Consider the following 15,401-nt stretch of genomic DNA (forward strand, 5'->3'; position numbering starts at 1 on the left):
GTGCATGGTAGAGAAGAGGCATGGCAGCAGGGCAGCCCCGGAAGCGGAAGGGGGAGGAGACCGAGCGCACGGCGGCGGCGACCAGCCCCATCGCGCGCGTGCTGGTCGACGTCCCGCTCCCGGTGCACCTGGACCGCCCGTTCGACTACCGCGTTCCCGACCGGCTCGACGCCGACGCGCAACCGGGCTGCCGGGTGCGGGTGCGCTTCCGCGGCAAGCTCGTCGACGGCTACCTGCTGGAACGCGTCGAGACCTCCGACTTCAAGGGCAATCTCGCCTGGCTGGAGCGGGTGTCCTCGCCGGAACCGGTGCTCACGCCCGACATGCTCGCCCAGGCCCAGGCCGTCGCCCACCGCTACGGCGGGATGCTCGTCGACGTCCTGCGGCTGGCGATCCCGCCGCGCAGCGCGGCTGCCGAGAAGTCCGCGCGCCGCGAGCCGCTCCCGCCACCGCAACGCCCGGAAATGCCCGCGTGGCAGCGATATCAGCACGGCCAGTCCTTTCTGGACGCGCTGCACGCCGGTCGTCCCGCGCGGGCGGTGTGGCAGGCGCTGCCGGGGGAGGACTGGCCCGCCCGGCTCGCCGAGGCCGCCGCGACCACGGCGTCGGCCGGGCGGGGCGCGCTGATCGTCGTCCCCGACCACCGCGACCTCAAGCGCCTGCACTCCGCGTGCGCGGCGCTGCTCGGCGACGACGTGGTGACGCTGACCGCCGACAGCGGCCCGGCCGAGCGGTACAAGCACTGGCTCGCAGCGCTGCGCGGCGCCGCCCGGGTCGTCATCGGCACGCGCGCGGCGATGTTCGCGCCGGTCCGCGACCTGGGGCTGGCCGTGGTGTGGGACGACGGCGACGACCTGCACAGCTACCCGCAGGTGCCCTACCCGCACACCCGCGACGTGCTCACCCAGCGCACCCACACCGCCGGTGCCGCGCTGATCGTCGGCGGGTTCGCGCGCACCGCCGAGGCCGCGCTGCTGGTCGAATCCGGCTGGGCGCACGAACTCGTCGCGCACCGCACCGAAGTCCGCAGCGCCGCACCGCGCGTCACCTCCATCGGCGAGGATGACACCCAGCTGGCCCGCGATCCGGCCGCCCGCGCGGCCCGGCTGCCCTCGGTCGGCTTCGAGGCCGCCCGGGCCGCGCTCAACAACGGCGCCCCGGTGCTCGTCCAGGTGCCCCGCCGTGGCTACGTGCCCGCGCTGGCCTGCGGAGACTGCCGCGAACGCGCTCGGTGCCGGCGGTGCGCGGGGCCGCTGGCGCTGCCCGGCGGAACCGAGGACGGCATGCCCAAACCCGCCGCCTGCCAGTGGTGCGGGGCGGCCGAAGCCGCGTTCAAGTGCCCCCAGTGCGGGTCGCGCCGGTTGCGAGCGGTCGCCGTCGGCGCGGGCCGCACCGCCGAGGAGCTGGGGCGCGCGTTCCCCGGGTTCCCGGTGCGCACCTCCGGGGCGGGCGAGATCCTCGCCGACGTGCCCGGCAAGCCCGCGCTGATCGTGTGCACGCCCGGCGCCGAACCGGTCGCCGACGGCGGTTACGGCGCGGCGTTGCTGCTCGACGGACGCACCATGCTCGGACGACCGGAGCTGCGGGCTTCGGAGACCGCGCTGCGCAAGTGGTTCGCCGCAGCCGCGCTCGTCCGGCCCGCCTCCGAGGGCGGTCGGGTCGTGGTGATGGCCGAGTCCTCGCTGCAGCCGGTGCAGGCCCTGGTCCGCTGGGATCCCGCCTGGTACGCCGCGCAGGAGCTCGCCGAACGCGCCGAGCTCGGCTTCCCGCCTGCGCGCCGCGTCGCGGCTGTCGACGGCACGCCCGACGCCATCGAAGCCCTCCTGGACTCCGCGGACCTCCCCGCCAGCGCCGAGGTCCTCGGGCCGGTACCGCTCGGCGAGGTCGACGAGGACGGCAACTCCGAGCGAGAACGCCTCATCGTCCGCGTCGACCGCTCCGAAGGCCGGGCCCTGGCCGACTCCCTGCACGCCGCCCAGGCGATCCGCGCGGCGCGGAAGGCCACCGAGCTCCGGGTCCGCCTGGATCCGTTGGAGATGCTGTAGTGGTCCGGATCTTCCTGGAGACCGAGCGGATGGTGCTGCGGGAGCTCACCGAGGAGGATTCCGGCGAGGTCTTCCGCCTCAACAACGATCCCGAGGTCATGCGCTACCTCAACGGCGGCCTGCCGACCACGTTCGACGAGGTCCGGTCCAGGACCATGCCGCTGTACCTGGACCGCTACGCGCGCTTCGACGGCCACGGCAACTGGGTCGCCGCCGATCGCGGAACCGGGGAATTCCTGGGCCTTTTCAAGTTCCACCCGAACACGTCGGCCGAGCCCGACGACTTCGAGCTCGGCTACCGGATGTACCGCTCCACCTGGGGCCGGGGCCTGGCCACCGAGGGCGCGATCGCCCTCATCGGCAAGGGGTTCACCGAACTCGACCTGCGCCGGGTCTGGGCCCAGACCATGACGGTCAACACCGGATCCCGCCGGGTGATGGAAAAGGCAGGGCTCCGCTACGTCCGCACGTTCTTCACCACCTGGCCGGAAGGGCCCATCGAGGGCTCCGAGCACGGCGACGTCGAATACGCCCTCACCCGCGACGAGTGGCTCGCCCAGGGGTGACCGCGGGTCAGCGGGTGGGGAACATCGCCCGGAGGGTCTTGGTGCGGTTGCGCTCGGCGTGAGTGGTGGCCAGGTGTTGGGCCCGGCGGGGATCACCAGCGGCGATGGCGTCGACGAGGGCGTGGTGGTCGTCGGAGACCGAGTGCGGGTCGGGGATCTGCCGGACCAGCCACTGGACACGGTAGAGGACGGGCGCGATGACCTCGCTGAGCGTGCGGTTGTGCGCGGCGGTGACCAGGAGCTGGTGGAACAGCGCGTTCGCGTCGTGCGCACCGGCCGTGTCACCGGAGCTGAAGGCGGCGTCGGCGTCATCGACCGCTTCGCGCAGCGCGGTGAGGTCGTCATCGGTGCGCTGCTCGGCGGCCTGCCGGCAAGCGACCGCCTCCAGCGCCTGGCGGATGTCGAACAGCTCGCTGACGTCGGTCTCGGTCCAGGTCCGCACGACCAGACCGCGCGAGTTGCGGACCTCGAGGAAGCCCTCGGCGCGCAGCGCCTGCAACGCCTCCCGGGCGGGAAGCCGCGAGACACCGTAGGTGTCGGCGACGTCCCGCTCGACGAGCCGGTAGCCGGGAGGGTAGCGACCGATGATCACGTCGTTGCGCAAGGTGTCGATCAGCCGACCTCGCAGCAAGACGTTCTCGGTCGCGTTCGGGTGGGAATCTGTCCGGGACATGCCGTCCCCGATCCTAGCAGTGCGCTCGGTCGAATCACCTGCTCACCGGCCCACGCCGTCGGGCCGCGCGGGCGCCTCGAAGGGGAAGCGCCGGCGGTACTCGTCGGCCGCCTCGGCCATCGTCACGAACTCGACGCCCTCGAAGCCCGCCCACCGGTCCAGCAGGCGTTCCAGCATCAGCAGCACCTGCGGGCGCCCGGAGACGTCGGGGTGCAGCGTCATCGGGATCACCGCGTAGTCGAGCTCGCGGTGGACCCAGTCGAACTGGTCGTTCCACAGGGCTTCGATGTCGCGCGGGTTGACGAACCCGTGCGAGTTCGGGTGCGACTTGATGAACATCATCGGCGGCAGGTCGTCGACGTACCAGTTGCCGCAGAACTCGACGAGATCGATTTCCTCGCCGTGGGCAAGCGGTTTCATCCAGTGGGCAGCGGGCTGCGAGGTGTCGATCGGGGTCCACCGGTCGCCGACGCGCGCGTAGAACGGCACGAAGTCGTGGTAGTTCTGCGAGTGGTCGTAGGAGAACCCGAACTCGGCGAGGATGCCCGCGGTGTGCTCGCTCATCTCCCACCACGGCGCGACGTATCCCCGCGGTCGCTCGCCGCACAGGTCCTCGATGAGCTCGACGCTCTTGGCCATCACGTCGCGTTCCTGCTCCGGCGACAGCGATCGCGGGTTCTCGTGGCTGTATCCGTGCGCGCCGATCTCGTGCCCGGCCTCCACGCACATCCGCGCCTGCTCGGGGAAGGTCTCGATCGAGTGGCCGGGCCAGAACCACGTGGTGGTGATGCCGCGCCGTTCCAGCAGCTTCAGCATCCGGGGCACGCCGACCTGACCGGCGAACACGCCGCGCTGCATGTCGTTGGGGGAGTCCTGGCCACCGTAGGAGCCCAGCCATCCCGCGCAGGAGTCCACATCGACGCCGACGCAGACCTGGATCTTCTTCATGCGTTCTTTCCCTTTCCACATCGGGGATTCACCGGTCGAGGAGTGCGGCCACCGCATCTCGCGCGGCGTTCACGGCCTCCACATCGGACGCGGACCACTCGCGTTCGGCCATGCTGTGCGCCGACAGCCACGCCACGACGTCCCCGTCCCGTTCGACCGGGCCCAGCACCTGCGCGCTCACGCCGTAGACCTCGCGCAGCGCTTGCGGCGGGAAGGGCGGTTCGGTGAACGCGGGCTGGACGAGGACCCGGCGGTGCTCGTCCAGCCACCGCACGGTGTCGAGGCCGCGCTGGTCCAGGGACGGGTCGTGCTGGATGGAGCGCACGCCCGCGGCGCGCGACTCGGCCGCGCACAGGTCGACGTGCAGGCCCCGCCGGGGGTCGTCGATGCGCAGAGTGGTCCGGTCGCAGCCGGTGCGCTCGCGGAGCTCGGTGACGAGCGCGGTGGCCCGGTGCCGCAGGTCCGCCTGGTCGAGCAGCGCCCCGGCGCCGGTGATGCGCGCGGGCGCGCCCGCGGTTTCCAGGGCCCACCACGACGTCGCGGCGATGCTGTCGATCACCGGGACGCCCAGCTCGTCCTCGACGGACTCGGCGACCGCGGCCCCGTCCACGTTGGTGCAGATCAGTCCGACCGCCTGGCCACCGGAGCTCATCGCACCGCGCAGCAACGCGGCGACCTCGGCGGAATCGGGGGCGGCGAAGGAGCGGTTGTCGGTCAGTCCCCACTCGCGGTGTCCGGTGATGCCGATCCCGTGCCGCCGGTACTCGGCGATGATCGCCTCCACCACGTCGGAGGTGTAGGGCGTGGCGCAGGCCAGTTCGGTGATGCCGAAGGCGCGGCAGGCCTGCAGGATCGCCAGCGTCGAGGTGGTGGTCGGGATGCCGGTGCGGTCGGTGATCGCCTCGACGATCCGCCGGTCGTGGTCGGCTCCCAGCCACGACCCGGCGGTGCCGTTCCAGACGACGCAGTCCACTGCGGCATCGGCCAGCAGCGCCGCGGCGTCGACCATCGTCTCGACGTCGAAGGACGCGCCCGAACCGTCGCGCGCGATGGCGTGCACGGGAATTCGGGTGCACACGAAGTCGACATCGGACCGATCGGCCAGCAACCGCCGGGTGGCGGGCTCGACGGTGGTGTTCGACGACGGGACGATCATGCCGATGCGGGTCATGCCGCACCTCCCCGGATCGGGCTGGACTCGGAGCGGGGAGCCAGTCGCGTGCTGTAGTCCAGGACCAGCACGGAGATCGTCATGAGGACCCCGGCACCGACGAAGTAGAGCAGCGCCCCGGTGTAACCACCGGTCGCGCCGACGATGAGCCCGACCGCGATCGGCGTGATGAACCCGGAGATGTTGCCCGCCAGGTTCATGGCCCCGCCGAGCACCCCGGCGTCCTCGGTGCCGCCGAGGATCGCGGGCACGGCCCAGAACAGGCCGACCCAGCGCAGGAAGAACAGCACGGTGGACAGCAGGGCGATCGCGGCGATCGGGCCCGGCACGAGCACGACGCCGACCAGTCCGGCGATCACGCACAGCCCGGCGAAGCCCAGCAGGGTCCGCATCACCGGGTTGGTGCGGTAGCCGCGGTCGCGGAGGCGGTCGGCGAGCTGCCCGCCGAGGATCTCACCGACGAAACCGGCGCCGAAGATGACGAAGGTGGACCAGCCGATGGTCTTGAGGTCGAAACCCTTGCTCTCCGACAGGAACAGCGGACCCCAGGTCAGCAGTCCGTAGAAGACGCCGTTGAAACCCAGCCATCCCAGGCACATCGCCCAGAAGCTGCGGTAGCGCAGGTAGTGCAGGAGGCCGGCCCGGCGGCCGGTGGCCTGGTGCCGCGCGTTCTCCTCGCGCCGGGCCTCGGCGAGGTAGGCGCGTTCGGCGTCGTCGACGCCGGGATGGGCTTCCGGGGTGTCGCGGATGGCCCGCCACGCCCAGAACCCGAGCAGCATCGTGGCGACACCGGCGGCGACGAACGCCCACCGCCAGCTGCCGGTGGCCGCGATGAGCCCGGTGATCACGACGCCGCCGAACGCCGAGCCCAGCGGCGCGCCGGCGTCGAGGATGGTGGCGCCGCGGCCGCGCTCCTTCTCGGTGAGGAAGACGGCGTTGAGCTTGCCGCCCGCGGGCATGATGGGTGCTTCGGCGACGCCGAGCGCGGCTCGGCCGACCGCCATCGTGGCGGTGTTGGGCGCGAGGCCCGAGATCGCGGTCGCTCCGCCCCAGCCCAGGCAGGCCGCGGTGATCAGCTTGCGCGGACCGAACCGGTCGATCAGCCAACCGGCCGGGATCTGCATGGCGGCGTAGGCCCAGAAGAAGACCGACAGCAGGACGCCGGTGACCTCGGGCCCGATGCCGAACTCGGTCTTGATCATCGGGAGGGCCACGGACAGCGATCCGCGGTCGATGTAGTTGACGGTGACCAGCAACAACAGGAGACCGAACAAGCGCCAACGGGTGTTGGACATCTGCATCATCCTTTGTTTGGTATACCAACACGGTATACCAAACAAAGGTATGAGCTGATCCGCCGATGAACAAGAGTCAGTTGTAACCGTCGGGTAAAAGCCGCGTCCGGCGTGCTAGGGGCTCGTCGCCCGGGCCGCGTCCGGTCGGCCGGTGCGGTGCTCGATGGCTCGATCCAGGACTGCGACCAGGACGTCCTTGGTGGCCGGTTTGCTCCTGGCGTCGAAGTGCAGGACCGGGACGTCCGGGTCGAGGTCGAGAGCCCCGGCGATCTGGTCCGGTTCGTGGTGCGGAGCGCCGTCGAACTCGTTGACCGCGACCACGAACGGGATCCCGCGGTCCTCGAAGAAGTCGAGGATGGCGAAGCACTGGCCCAGCCGCTGCGGGTCGACGATGACGATCGCGCCCAGCGCGCCGAGCGCGATGCTGTCCCACATCGGCCAGAACCGGTCCTGGCCCGGAGTTCCGAACAGGTAGAGCTTCGGGCCGCTGGGCAGGTCCAGGCGGCCGAAGTCCAGCGCCACCGTCGTGGTCCTCTTCTGCTCCACACCCGCCAAGTCGTCGACGCCCGCGCCCGCCTCGGTGAGGATCTCCTCGGTCCGCAGCGGCTCCCGATCGGTGAGCTTGGTGATCATCGTGGTCTTGCCGACCCCGAAAGCCCCGGCGATCACGATCTTCGCCGAGGTCGTGGTCGGGTCACAGGTTCCGGACATCGTTGCGAAGCCTCTCCATGAACGAAACGTCAGGCCGGTCGGTGCGCGGCGCGGTCACCCGCAGCAGGCCGCGGTCGACGAGATCGCCGACCAGCACGCGCGCCACCGAGATCGGGCTCTCCAGCTCCGCGGCGATCTCGGCCAGCGAAACCGGTTTCGAGCACAACTCCCGCACCGTCGTGGCGCTCAGCGACACGTCGTCGACGGTGGTCTCGGGAACGGCGTGCAGCAGAGCCGACACGTCCAGCTCGTCGCTGGTGACATCGGTGCGACCGCCGGTGTGCACGTAGGGCCGCACCAGCGGTCCGGGTTCGTCGTCGTTCCACTCGGCCATGCCGGTCACCGCCGCGCCGGAGTGGCCAGGTGCGAACCCACCCGCGAGACCAGCTGCTCGACGGCCGTGGCCGCGAGTTCGAGGTCCGCGCTCGCCGGGACGACGACCAGCAGGCCGGTGCGCTCCGCGGCCTGGCCGAGCATCAGGAACGCCTCGTCGCTCTCGATCAGCGTGCTCCGCACACCCCCGGAACCGGTGTGCGCGCTCGCGCTGGACGCCATGCTGTTGATCGAGGCCCCCAGGGCGGCCAGCGCGTCGGCCTCGTCCTCGGGCATGCCGGAGAACGAGGTGGGCAGGCCGTCGGCCGAGAACAAGATGAGGCCCCGGACATCGGGAACCTGCCTGCGGAAATCTTCGAGCAACCAGCTCAGGTTGTCGCTGTTCACGAACGTCCCTCCTGCTCAGCACGGGCGCGTCGGATCTTGTTCATGAACGCTACCGCCCCGGACGACTGCTCTTCATCCTCGGAAACCGTTCCCTCGGTGGAGGATTCGCCCTGTCTGCCCTTGAGCCGCGCGAGCGTGGTGCCGCGCTTGCGCTGGGGCAGGCCACCGGGCGAATCCGGTTCGGTCACCGTCGACGTGCTGTGGGGTCGGCGCCGCATCCGGATCGTCGTCTCGGTGCTGCGCTCGCGCTTCGCGGACACGTGCTCAGCGATGATGTCGCCGGGAAGCGCCACCGAGGCGCGCGTTCCCGAACCCTCACCGGGGTGCAGGCTGACGGCGATGCCGCGCCGCTGCGCGAGCCGGCTGACCACGACGAGGCCGAGCCGCACGTCGTCCTGCACCGACGTGGCGGTGAAATCCGGTGGCGCGGCGAGGGTTCGGTTGATCCGCTCGCGGTCGGGATCCTTCATGCCCAGACCGCGGTCCTCGATCTCCACCAGCACGCCGTCGTCGTCGGCGCGCTCCACCCGCACCACCACCGGCGAGTTCGGCGGCGAGAAGCGGGTGGCGTTGTCCATCAGCTCCGCCAGCACCCGGATCGTGTCGGTGACCGCCGGGCCCTTGACCGCCACCGCGGGCACCGCGCGGACGTTGATCCGCGTGTAGTGCTCGGTCTCACCGATCGCCGATTGCACGAGCTTGCCCAGCGGCACCGGGTCGCGCCAGCGGCGACCTGGCCGGTCACCGGAGAGCACCCGCAGATTCTCGATCTTGCGCCGCAGCCGCGTGACCGTGCTGTCGACCTGCAGCAACCGCCGGAGCTTGGCCGGGTCCTGCTCGTCGTGCTCGGCGGCGTCGATGAGCACGATCGCCTGCTGGATGAGCGTCTGCTGCCCGCTGGCGATCGCGGCGATGGCGCTGCGGAACGCCGCGTGAGTGGCGGCCTCGTTGATCGTGGCGTCGATGGTGGCGCGCTGCGAGACCTCCATCGCGTCGGCGACCTGGCCGATCTCGTCGCGACCGAAGTCCAGCTCGCCCAGCTCGCCGTCGACGTCGACCCGCTTGCCCTCCCGGGCGCGCTCCAGGATCGGCGGCAGAAGGTCGTTGGTGCGGCGCAGCACCGCGTCCCGCAGCCGGGCCAGCCGAGCCAGCACCTGCTCGGTGACCCCGATGTTGCGCCACGAGTACCACCAGCAGCCGGCGGTCACCGCTACCGCGACCAGCACCACCAGGATCGTCCAGACGAACTTCGCGTAGCTCTGCGTCATGCCGAGCGTGATCGCGTGGTCGGACTGGGCCATCGACATCGCGTTGAGCTCGCTGCCCACGGTGCTGACGTCGGTGTGCCAGGCCCGCTGCTGCTGCGGCGACATCGCGTTCGGCGCGTCGGCACCGGCCGCGATCAGCTGGTCCTCGACAGCGGTGAGCCGCTGCCAGGCCCCCGATCGCGTCAGCTCGCGGTAGCGCTCCTGCACCTGCGGCGCGGAATGGGCGCTCTCGGCCCGGATCCGGCTGCGGTAGGTGAACACCCGCTCGGCGAACGCGAGGTGCTCGCCCGCGTCGAAACGACCCGAGTCCACCGCGGCCCCGCCGATCATGGCGGCGCGCTGCATCAGGTCGGAGGCGCGCAGCAGCTCGGTGGCGGTGATGCCGTCCTGGGTGACCTGGATGTCGTGGGCGAGGCGGGACTGGGTGTCGAACAGGTCGATGCCCGAGTCGATCACGGAGTTGAAGTAGTCGACGGTCGCGCGCCGGTTGAGCTCGGTGCCCTGCGCGAGCGTGCGGCGCTGCGGCAGTTCGGCCAGGCGGCGCTGGAACTGCGCGGTCTTCTCGGCGATCGGCTCCGGCGCGTATCCCGTCAGGGAGTCCAGCGTGGCGTTGAGCTCGGCGACGTTGCGGTCGGTCGCGGCACGCGCGGCGGTCAGTTCCGCGGCCGGGATCCCGGTCCGCACCGACAGGTCGCGTTCGTGCTGGAGCGCCTCGAAACCGCGCATCGCGGACGTACCGGCCTCCTTGGCCGCGACTCCGATCCTCCAGACGACGAAGGATTCGACCCCCTGCGGCACCGTCGAGGACAGCAGCACGACCGACAGCAGCACGATCGGCAGTGTGAGCGCGCGCGAAAGACGCCTCTTGATGGTCCGGTGATGAGTGTCGGCGTCCTGTGACGTCACCAGCGGAAACCCCCTCCGGTTTCAGCGGCGATGATGAGTGCACGGACGCTAGCAGCTGATCAACCCTGCGTGTCGCGAAGTGGAGGTCGTGTCAACGCATGTGACACGTTCATACCAACGCAGGCTACGCGGTGGTCACGATCAGCATGCGGAACCACAAACCGTGCAACCAACTTCGCGCAGCCGCGAGGTCCCGCCCGCAGCTGCGCGAACCGGTGTCAGTAGCGCTGGACGTTCGGTGCGCCCGGCGCCGGCTGGGCGCTCGCCGAGTGGGGTGCCGAGGTCTTGGCCGGATCTCCGTCGGAGGTGTAGCGCGACGCCGGGTCGGCGGCGAGCTTGTCGAGCCAGGCCGCCGAGCCGTAACCCGCGTCCTCGCCGACCGGGCCCTGCGAGCGGATCCGCGGGATGTTGGCCGGGTCGAAGTCGGTGGTGAACGGCGACGGAGCCGGGTTCGAACCCACCAGCATCACGCTCGTGTGGTGGTAGGTGACCCCGTCGGCCGAACCGTCGGAGGCCAGCCGCTCGTCGTCGGGGTGCATGCCCAGCGGCAGTGCGATCGAGTCCACCCGCATGCCCGGAACGGCGTCGGTGATGACGCGCTGCATCCCGGCGATCTCCTGCTGCGCCTCCGCCGAGGAGACCCGGCCGAGGTTGGGGTGGTTCATCGTGTGGTTGCCGATCTCGAAACCGTTGTCGTGCAACCAGGTGAGGCTGCGCCGACCGGTGGGTTCCTCGAACGGCGGATTGAACACGTACATCGTTGCCACTGGGCGGAAGCCCGGGTTGGTCTGAGCCACCGAGAGCAGGATGCCGACGGCCGATTCCGGCGCCGGGTTCCCCGCCGGGTCCACAGTGAACTGGGTGGCCGAGCCGTCGTCGAAGGTCAGCACCACCGGGTGCTTCCCCGCCGGGATGTCGATCTTCCCGGAGGCGTACTCGGTGGCCGTCACCGGAACGTAACCCTCGCGGGCGAGCCGTTCCAGCTCTGCCCGGAAATCGGCCGGAGTGCGGTCGTAGACGCTGCTCGGAGCGGGTGTGATGCGGTGGTACATCAGCACCGGAACGTCCCCGAGCTCGTTGGCCCCGACCGATGCGGGATCCGGTGGCGGCGGGGGAGCGGGCGGTGCGGCGGGAGCTGGAGGCGGCGGCGGAGCGGGCGCGGCGGGTGCGCTGCACGCCGCGGACGCGAGCAACATCGCGAGCGCGGCGGCGCGAACCGTGGTTCTGGAGGGCAACATCGGGACCAACGGTATAGATCCGGTTCCGGTAGCGGGATACTCCAACTGGCCAATTGATCTAGCCCGATCCGACTGCGACAGTGGGTTTCCGGACGCCGGGAGCGGCCGGAACACAATTGTCCAGCAAGGAAATTCGTGCACCGCGCGAGTTCGCCTAAGTCGGGGAGGCGAAACCGATGTCGGATGCTGCTTCAGCGCGCGCCCGCATCAAGGCCATCAGCGCCGGAATGCCCAAGTACGTCGTGATCGGAGTCGGTACCGCGCTGGTGCTGGTCTTCGGTTTCTTCCTGTTACGCGCACTGTCCACTGAGGACGTGAAGATCACCGGTTTGGATCAGCCGGTGAACACCAATGCCGAAGTCGGTATCCGGGGAGTGAGCAACGCCAAGATCACGGTCGACGGCCGGGAAGTCGCCGCGCGGCAGGTCGCGGGCGGTATGGCGCTGGCACCGGCCGGTCTGCCGGATGGGCCGCACGAGTTGGTCGTCGACGCACCGCGCAGCATCTCCTGGCTCGGTTCAGACACCACGAGTCACGAGTTCACTGTGGACAGCACGCCGCCGGACCTCCAGGTCGAGGACTCGCTGCGGCCAGAAGGCCCCAACCGTCCGGTGACCGTCAACGGCAAGGCCCACGGAGCCGACCGCGTCGAGGTCGCGGGCAAGCAGGTCAAGACCGATCCGCAGGGCGCGTTCAGCGTCGTGGTCGACAAGCCGGACCGCGACGTCAAGGTCGTCGCCACCGACGTGGCAGGCAACCGGTCCGAACGGGTCATGACCGTCCACATCAAACACCCGGGCATGCGCGCGGTGCACGTCACCGGCATGGCCTGGACCAGCGACTCGCTGCGCGAGCCGATCCTGGAGCTGGCCCGCCAGGGCAAGATCGACACCGTCGAGCTCGACCTCAAGGACGAGAGCGGCGAGGTCGTCTACGACTCCGCGGTCCCGATGGCCCACCAGATCGGCGCCGTCAAGGGCTACTACAACGCGCGCCAGGCGCTCGACCAGCTGCACGGCATGGGCGTGCGGGTCGTCGGCAGGCTCGTGGCGTTCAAGGACCCGGTGCTCGGCGCGGCCTCCTGGAACAGCGGCCACCCCGAACGCGTCGTGCAGACCTCGGGTGGTTCGCCCTGGTCCAGCGGCTACGGGCAGTTCGCCTTCACCAACTTCGCCGACCCGGTGGTGCGCCAGTACAACGTCGACATCGCAGCCGAAGCAGCCCAGCTCGGGTTCGACGACGTGCTCTACGACTACGTGCGCCGGCCGGACGGCCACATGGAGCAGATGCGCATCCCGAACCTGGTCGGCACCCCGGAGACCTCCATCGCGGAGTTCCTGCGCCAGACGCAGACCGAGGTCCGCTCGCGCGGCGCGCTGCTGGGCGCATCGGTGTTCGGCATCGCCGTCGACCGGCCGACCGAGATCGCCCAGGACGTCCGGCAGATGTCGCACTACGTCGACTACATCGCGCCGATGGTCTACCCCTCGCACTGGGCGGCCGGTGAGTTCGGCGTCGGCAACCCCAACAGCCAGCCCTACGACATCGTGGCCCGCTCGCTGGCCGCGTTCGGCAAGGCCGTGGAGGGAACCGACGTGCAGATCATCCCGTGGTTGCAGGACTTCAGCCTCGGGGTCACCTACGGTCCAGGAGAGGTCGCGGCCCAGATCGAGGCCGCGCGCAGCAACGGCATGAACTCGTTCCTGCTGTGGGCGCCGAACTGCCGCTACCACGACGCGGCACTGGTGCCGAGGGGCTGACCGCGACGGGCCGTTCGTCCCGGTTCCACCGGACGAGCGGCCCGTTCACCAGGTTCGGGGGAAACTGCTCTCGGCGTCGTCGCGCAGCACGGCCCGGGCACCGATCTTGATGCGTGCCGATGGCGGCGAGCGGTTCGCACAGCAGAGGAAAGCAGGAGGTTCGGGACGATGCGATCGAGTGTCCGGGTCGGGTTGGGCGTGCTCGGGGTGTGCGCGCTGGTGGCGCCGGTGGCGCAGGCCGCGCCCGAACCTCCCAAGCAGGCCGAGGCCGTCGGTTTCGGCGGTGCGGTCTCCAGCGTCGATCCCGACGCCACCCGAGCCGGTCTCGACGTGCTGCGCCGGGGCGGCACGGCCGCCGACGCGGCCGTGGCCACCGCCGCCGCGCTGGGCGTCACCGAGCCGTACTCGGCGGGCATCGGCGGCGGCGGGTACTTCGTGCACTACGACTCCGCGACCGGCGAGATCGACACCATCGACGGCCGCGAAACCGCACCCGCATCGGCGCGCGAAGACCTGTTCCTGGAGAACGGCCGTCCGATCCCGTTCGACGAGGCCGTCACCAGCGGGCTCGGCGTCGGCGTCCCCGGCACGCCGCGGACCTGGGAACGCGCCCTGGAGCGGTGGGGTGGCCAGGACCTCGGCGAGGTCCTGCGGCCCGCCGAGGAGCTGGCCCGCGACGGTTTCGTCGTCGACGAGACGTTCCGCTCCCAGACCGCCGACAACCAGGAGCGCTTCAGCGCCTTCCCCGCCACTCGCGAACTGTTCCTGCCCGGCGGGCAGCCGCCCGCCGTCGGCAGCGTGCACCGCAACCCCGACCTCGCCGACACCTACCGGCGGCTCGGGGACGAAGGCGCGCAGGCGCTGCACACCGGCGACATCGGCGCCGACATCGTCGGCACGGTCCACCAGCCGCCCGTCGACCCCGCCGCCGGGCTGAAGGTCCGACCGGGCGCGATGACCGCCTCCGACCTGGAGGACTACCAGGTCATCGACCGCGAGCCCACCCACTCCGACTACCGCGGCTACGACGTCTACGGCATGGCCCCCTCCGGATCCGGTGGCACCACCGTCGGCGAAGCGCTCAACATCCTCGAACGCGGTGACCTCGCGGCCGCCGACAAGACCGGCTACCTGCACCGCTACCTGGAGGCCAGCAAGCTCGGCTTCGCCGACCGCAACCGGTGGGTCGGCGACCCGGCCTTCTCGGACGTGCCCACCGGGGACCTGCTCAGCGACGACTTCGCGGCCTCCCGCGAATGCCTGATCAGCGACGACGCCGTGCTCCCGGCCCCGGCAGCACCGGGTGATCCCGCGTCGCCGCAGGGCTGCGACGGCGGTCGGGGCGGCGGCGAGCCCTACGAAGGCCCCAACACCACCCACCTGACCGTGGCCGACGCCAGCGGCGACATCGTGTCCTACACGCTGACCATCGAGCAGACCGGCGGCAGCGGCATCGTGGTGCCCGGACGCGGATTCCTGCTCAACAACGAGCTCACCGACTTCAGCTTCACCCCGGCCACCCCCGGTGTGCCGGACCCGAACCTGCCGGGACCGGGCAAGCGGCCCCGCAGCTCGATGAGCCCGACGATCGTGCTGCGGGACGGCAAGCCGGTGCTGGCCCTCGGCAGCCCCGGCGGCTCGACGATCATCACCACGGTGCTGCAGACCCTCACCGGTCGGCTGGACCGGGGACAGACGCTGGCTGAGGCGATCGCCGAGCCCCGCGCCTCGCAGCGCAACAGCGCCACGACCGACGCCGAGCCCGGCTTCCTGTCTCAGCCCGAAGCGGCCAAGCTCGAAGCCCTCGGCCACCGCTTCAAGACCAGCGAGGAGATCGGCGCCGCCACCGGCGTCGAACTCCTCCCGGACGGACGCTGGATCGCCGCGGCAGAACCCCACCGCCGAGGCGGCGGCGCAGCCGGCGTCGTCATACCCACCCCCTGACCAGCGGAAACGCTGCGGACCGCAGTGGGGGATTCGAATTTCGCGCGAAATTTGACCGGGAACTTCCGGACTCGAACTTCGCGCGGAAATAGAATACCGCCCGCGCGGGCCGCCCGGGGGGGGGAGGTAGGGAGAGCGGGGGGGTGGGGAAGAGGG

13 protein-coding genes are annotated in these 15,401 nt (G+C 70.8%); 4 read left to right on the top strand and 9 right to left on the bottom strand.

Annotated features, from left to right (window positions below; all coding sequences use genetic code 11):
- The first annotated feature begins 20 nt into the window (after positions 1 to 20).
- Together AB0J91_RS29770 and AB0J91_RS29775 are read left to right on the top strand one after the other, a co-directional pair.
- Positions 21 to 2,045: a primosomal protein N' gene (locus AB0J91_RS29770; protein WP_363875490.1), complete on the top strand. Its 2,025-nt coding sequence runs from the start codon at positions 21 to 23 to the stop codon at positions 2,043 to 2,045.
- The gene (locus AB0J91_RS29775) at positions 2,045 to 2,611 is read left to right on the top strand and encodes a GNAT family N-acetyltransferase (protein WP_363875493.1); all 567 of its coding nucleotides are present in this window, start codon (positions 2,045 to 2,047) and stop codon (positions 2,609 to 2,611) included. The genes AB0J91_RS29770 and AB0J91_RS29775 overlap by 1 nt, the downstream gene beginning before the upstream one ends.
- A 7-nt stretch (positions 2,612 to 2,618) precedes the next feature.
- Here AB0J91_RS29775 and AB0J91_RS29780 read toward each other — a convergent pair whose 3' ends face one another.
- The 9 genes from AB0J91_RS29780 to AB0J91_RS29820 all read right to left on the bottom strand — a co-directional run bounded on the left by AB0J91_RS29780 (position 2,619) and on the right by AB0J91_RS29820 (position 11,541).
- The gene (locus tag AB0J91_RS29780; protein WP_363875496.1) at positions 2,619 to 3,284 is read right to left on the bottom strand and encodes a GntR family transcriptional regulator; all 666 of its coding nucleotides are present in this window, start codon (positions 3,282 to 3,284) and stop codon (positions 2,619 to 2,621) included.
- Between the two features lie 42 nt (positions 3,285 to 3,326).
- On the bottom strand, positions 3,327 to 4,232 hold the full coding sequence (locus AB0J91_RS29785; protein WP_363875499.1) for a polysaccharide deacetylase: 906 nt from the start codon (positions 4,230 to 4,232) through the stop codon (positions 3,327 to 3,329).
- A gap of 28 nt (positions 4,233 to 4,260) precedes the next feature.
- Positions 4,261 to 5,403, bottom strand: a complete 1,143-nt coding sequence (locus AB0J91_RS29790) for an aspartate/glutamate racemase family protein (RefSeq protein WP_363875502.1) — start codon at positions 5,401 to 5,403, stop codon at positions 4,261 to 4,263.
- Positions 5,400 to 6,698: an MFS transporter gene (locus tag AB0J91_RS29795; RefSeq protein WP_363875505.1), complete on the bottom strand. Its 1,299-nt coding sequence runs from the start codon at positions 6,696 to 6,698 to the stop codon at positions 5,400 to 5,402. Before AB0J91_RS29795 ends, AB0J91_RS29790 begins: the two co-directional genes overlap by 4 nt.
- A 114-nt stretch (positions 6,699 to 6,812) precedes the next feature.
- Positions 6,813 to 7,409, bottom strand: a complete 597-nt coding sequence (locus AB0J91_RS29800) for an ATP/GTP-binding protein (RefSeq protein ID WP_363875508.1) — start codon at positions 7,407 to 7,409, stop codon at positions 6,813 to 6,815.
- Complete coding sequence (locus AB0J91_RS29805) at positions 7,393 to 7,743, bottom strand: DUF742 domain-containing protein (RefSeq protein WP_363875511.1); 351 nt, start codon at positions 7,741 to 7,743, stop codon at positions 7,393 to 7,395. Before AB0J91_RS29805 ends, AB0J91_RS29800 begins: the two co-directional genes overlap by 17 nt.
- 5 nt (positions 7,744 to 7,748) lie before the next feature.
- Positions 7,749 to 8,129 (bottom strand): roadblock/LC7 domain-containing protein, encoded by a 381-nt coding sequence (locus tag AB0J91_RS29810; RefSeq protein WP_363875514.1) that lies wholly within the window; start codon positions 8,127 to 8,129, stop codon positions 7,749 to 7,751.
- Positions 8,126 to 10,228: a nitrate- and nitrite sensing domain-containing protein gene (locus AB0J91_RS29815; protein WP_363875517.1), complete on the bottom strand. Its 2,103-nt coding sequence runs from the start codon at positions 10,226 to 10,228 to the stop codon at positions 8,126 to 8,128. Before AB0J91_RS29815 ends, AB0J91_RS29810 begins: the two co-directional genes overlap by 4 nt.
- 293 nt (positions 10,229 to 10,521) lie before the next feature.
- A complete protein-coding gene (locus AB0J91_RS29820; RefSeq protein WP_363875520.1) occupies positions 10,522 to 11,541 on the bottom strand; it encodes a polysaccharide deacetylase family protein in 1,020 nt (339 codons plus the stop codon).
- Between the two features lie 176 nt (positions 11,542 to 11,717).
- Between AB0J91_RS29820 and AB0J91_RS29825 the strand changes: the two genes are divergently transcribed.
- On the top strand, positions 11,718 to 13,301 hold the full coding sequence (locus AB0J91_RS29825) for a putative glycoside hydrolase (RefSeq protein ID WP_363875523.1): 1,584 nt from the start codon (positions 11,718 to 11,720) through the stop codon (positions 13,299 to 13,301).
- Between the two features lie 168 nt (positions 13,302 to 13,469).
- Positions 13,470 to 15,245 (top strand): gamma-glutamyltransferase, encoded by a 1,776-nt coding sequence (ggt, locus tag AB0J91_RS29830; protein ID WP_363875525.1) that lies wholly within the window; start codon positions 13,470 to 13,472, stop codon positions 15,243 to 15,245.
- Positions 15,246 to 15,401: the final 156 nt, after the last annotated feature.

The organism is Saccharopolyspora sp. NPDC049357 (assembly GCF_040677225.1).
GTDB lineage: Bacteria > Actinomycetota > Actinomycetes > Mycobacteriales > Pseudonocardiaceae > Saccharopolyspora.

Coding starts and splice junctions, on each gene's coding strand:
- AB0J91_RS29825 (WP_363875523.1), top strand. CDS start 11,718: ATGTCGGATGCTGCTTCAGCGCGCGCCCGCATCAAGGCCATCAGCGCC.
- AB0J91_RS29780 (WP_363875496.1), bottom strand. CDS start 3,284: ATGTCCCGGACAGATTCCCACCCGAACGCGACCGAGAACGTCTTGCTG.
- ggt (WP_363875525.1), top strand. CDS start 13,470: ATGCGATCGAGTGTCCGGGTCGGGTTGGGCGTGCTCGGGGTGTGCGCG.
- AB0J91_RS29785 (WP_363875499.1), bottom strand. CDS start 4,232: ATGAAGAAGATCCAGGTCTGCGTCGGCGTCGATGTGGACTCCTGCGCG.
- AB0J91_RS29820 (WP_363875520.1), bottom strand. CDS start 11,541: ATGTTGCCCTCCAGAACCACGGTTCGCGCCGCCGCGCTCGCGATGTTG.
- AB0J91_RS29800 (WP_363875508.1), bottom strand. CDS start 7,409: ATGTCCGGAACCTGTGACCCGACCACGACCTCGGCGAAGATCGTGATC.
- AB0J91_RS29770 (WP_363875490.1), top strand. CDS start 21: ATGGCAGCAGGGCAGCCCCGGAAGCGGAAGGGGGAGGAGACCGAGCGC.
- AB0J91_RS29790 (WP_363875502.1), bottom strand. CDS start 5,403: ATGACCCGCATCGGCATGATCGTCCCGTCGTCGAACACCACCGTCGAG.
- AB0J91_RS29805 (WP_363875511.1), bottom strand. CDS start 7,743: ATGGCCGAGTGGAACGACGACGAACCCGGACCGCTGGTGCGGCCCTAC.
- AB0J91_RS29795 (WP_363875505.1), bottom strand. CDS start 6,698: ATGTCCAACACCCGTTGGCGCTTGTTCGGTCTCCTGTTGTTGCTGGTC.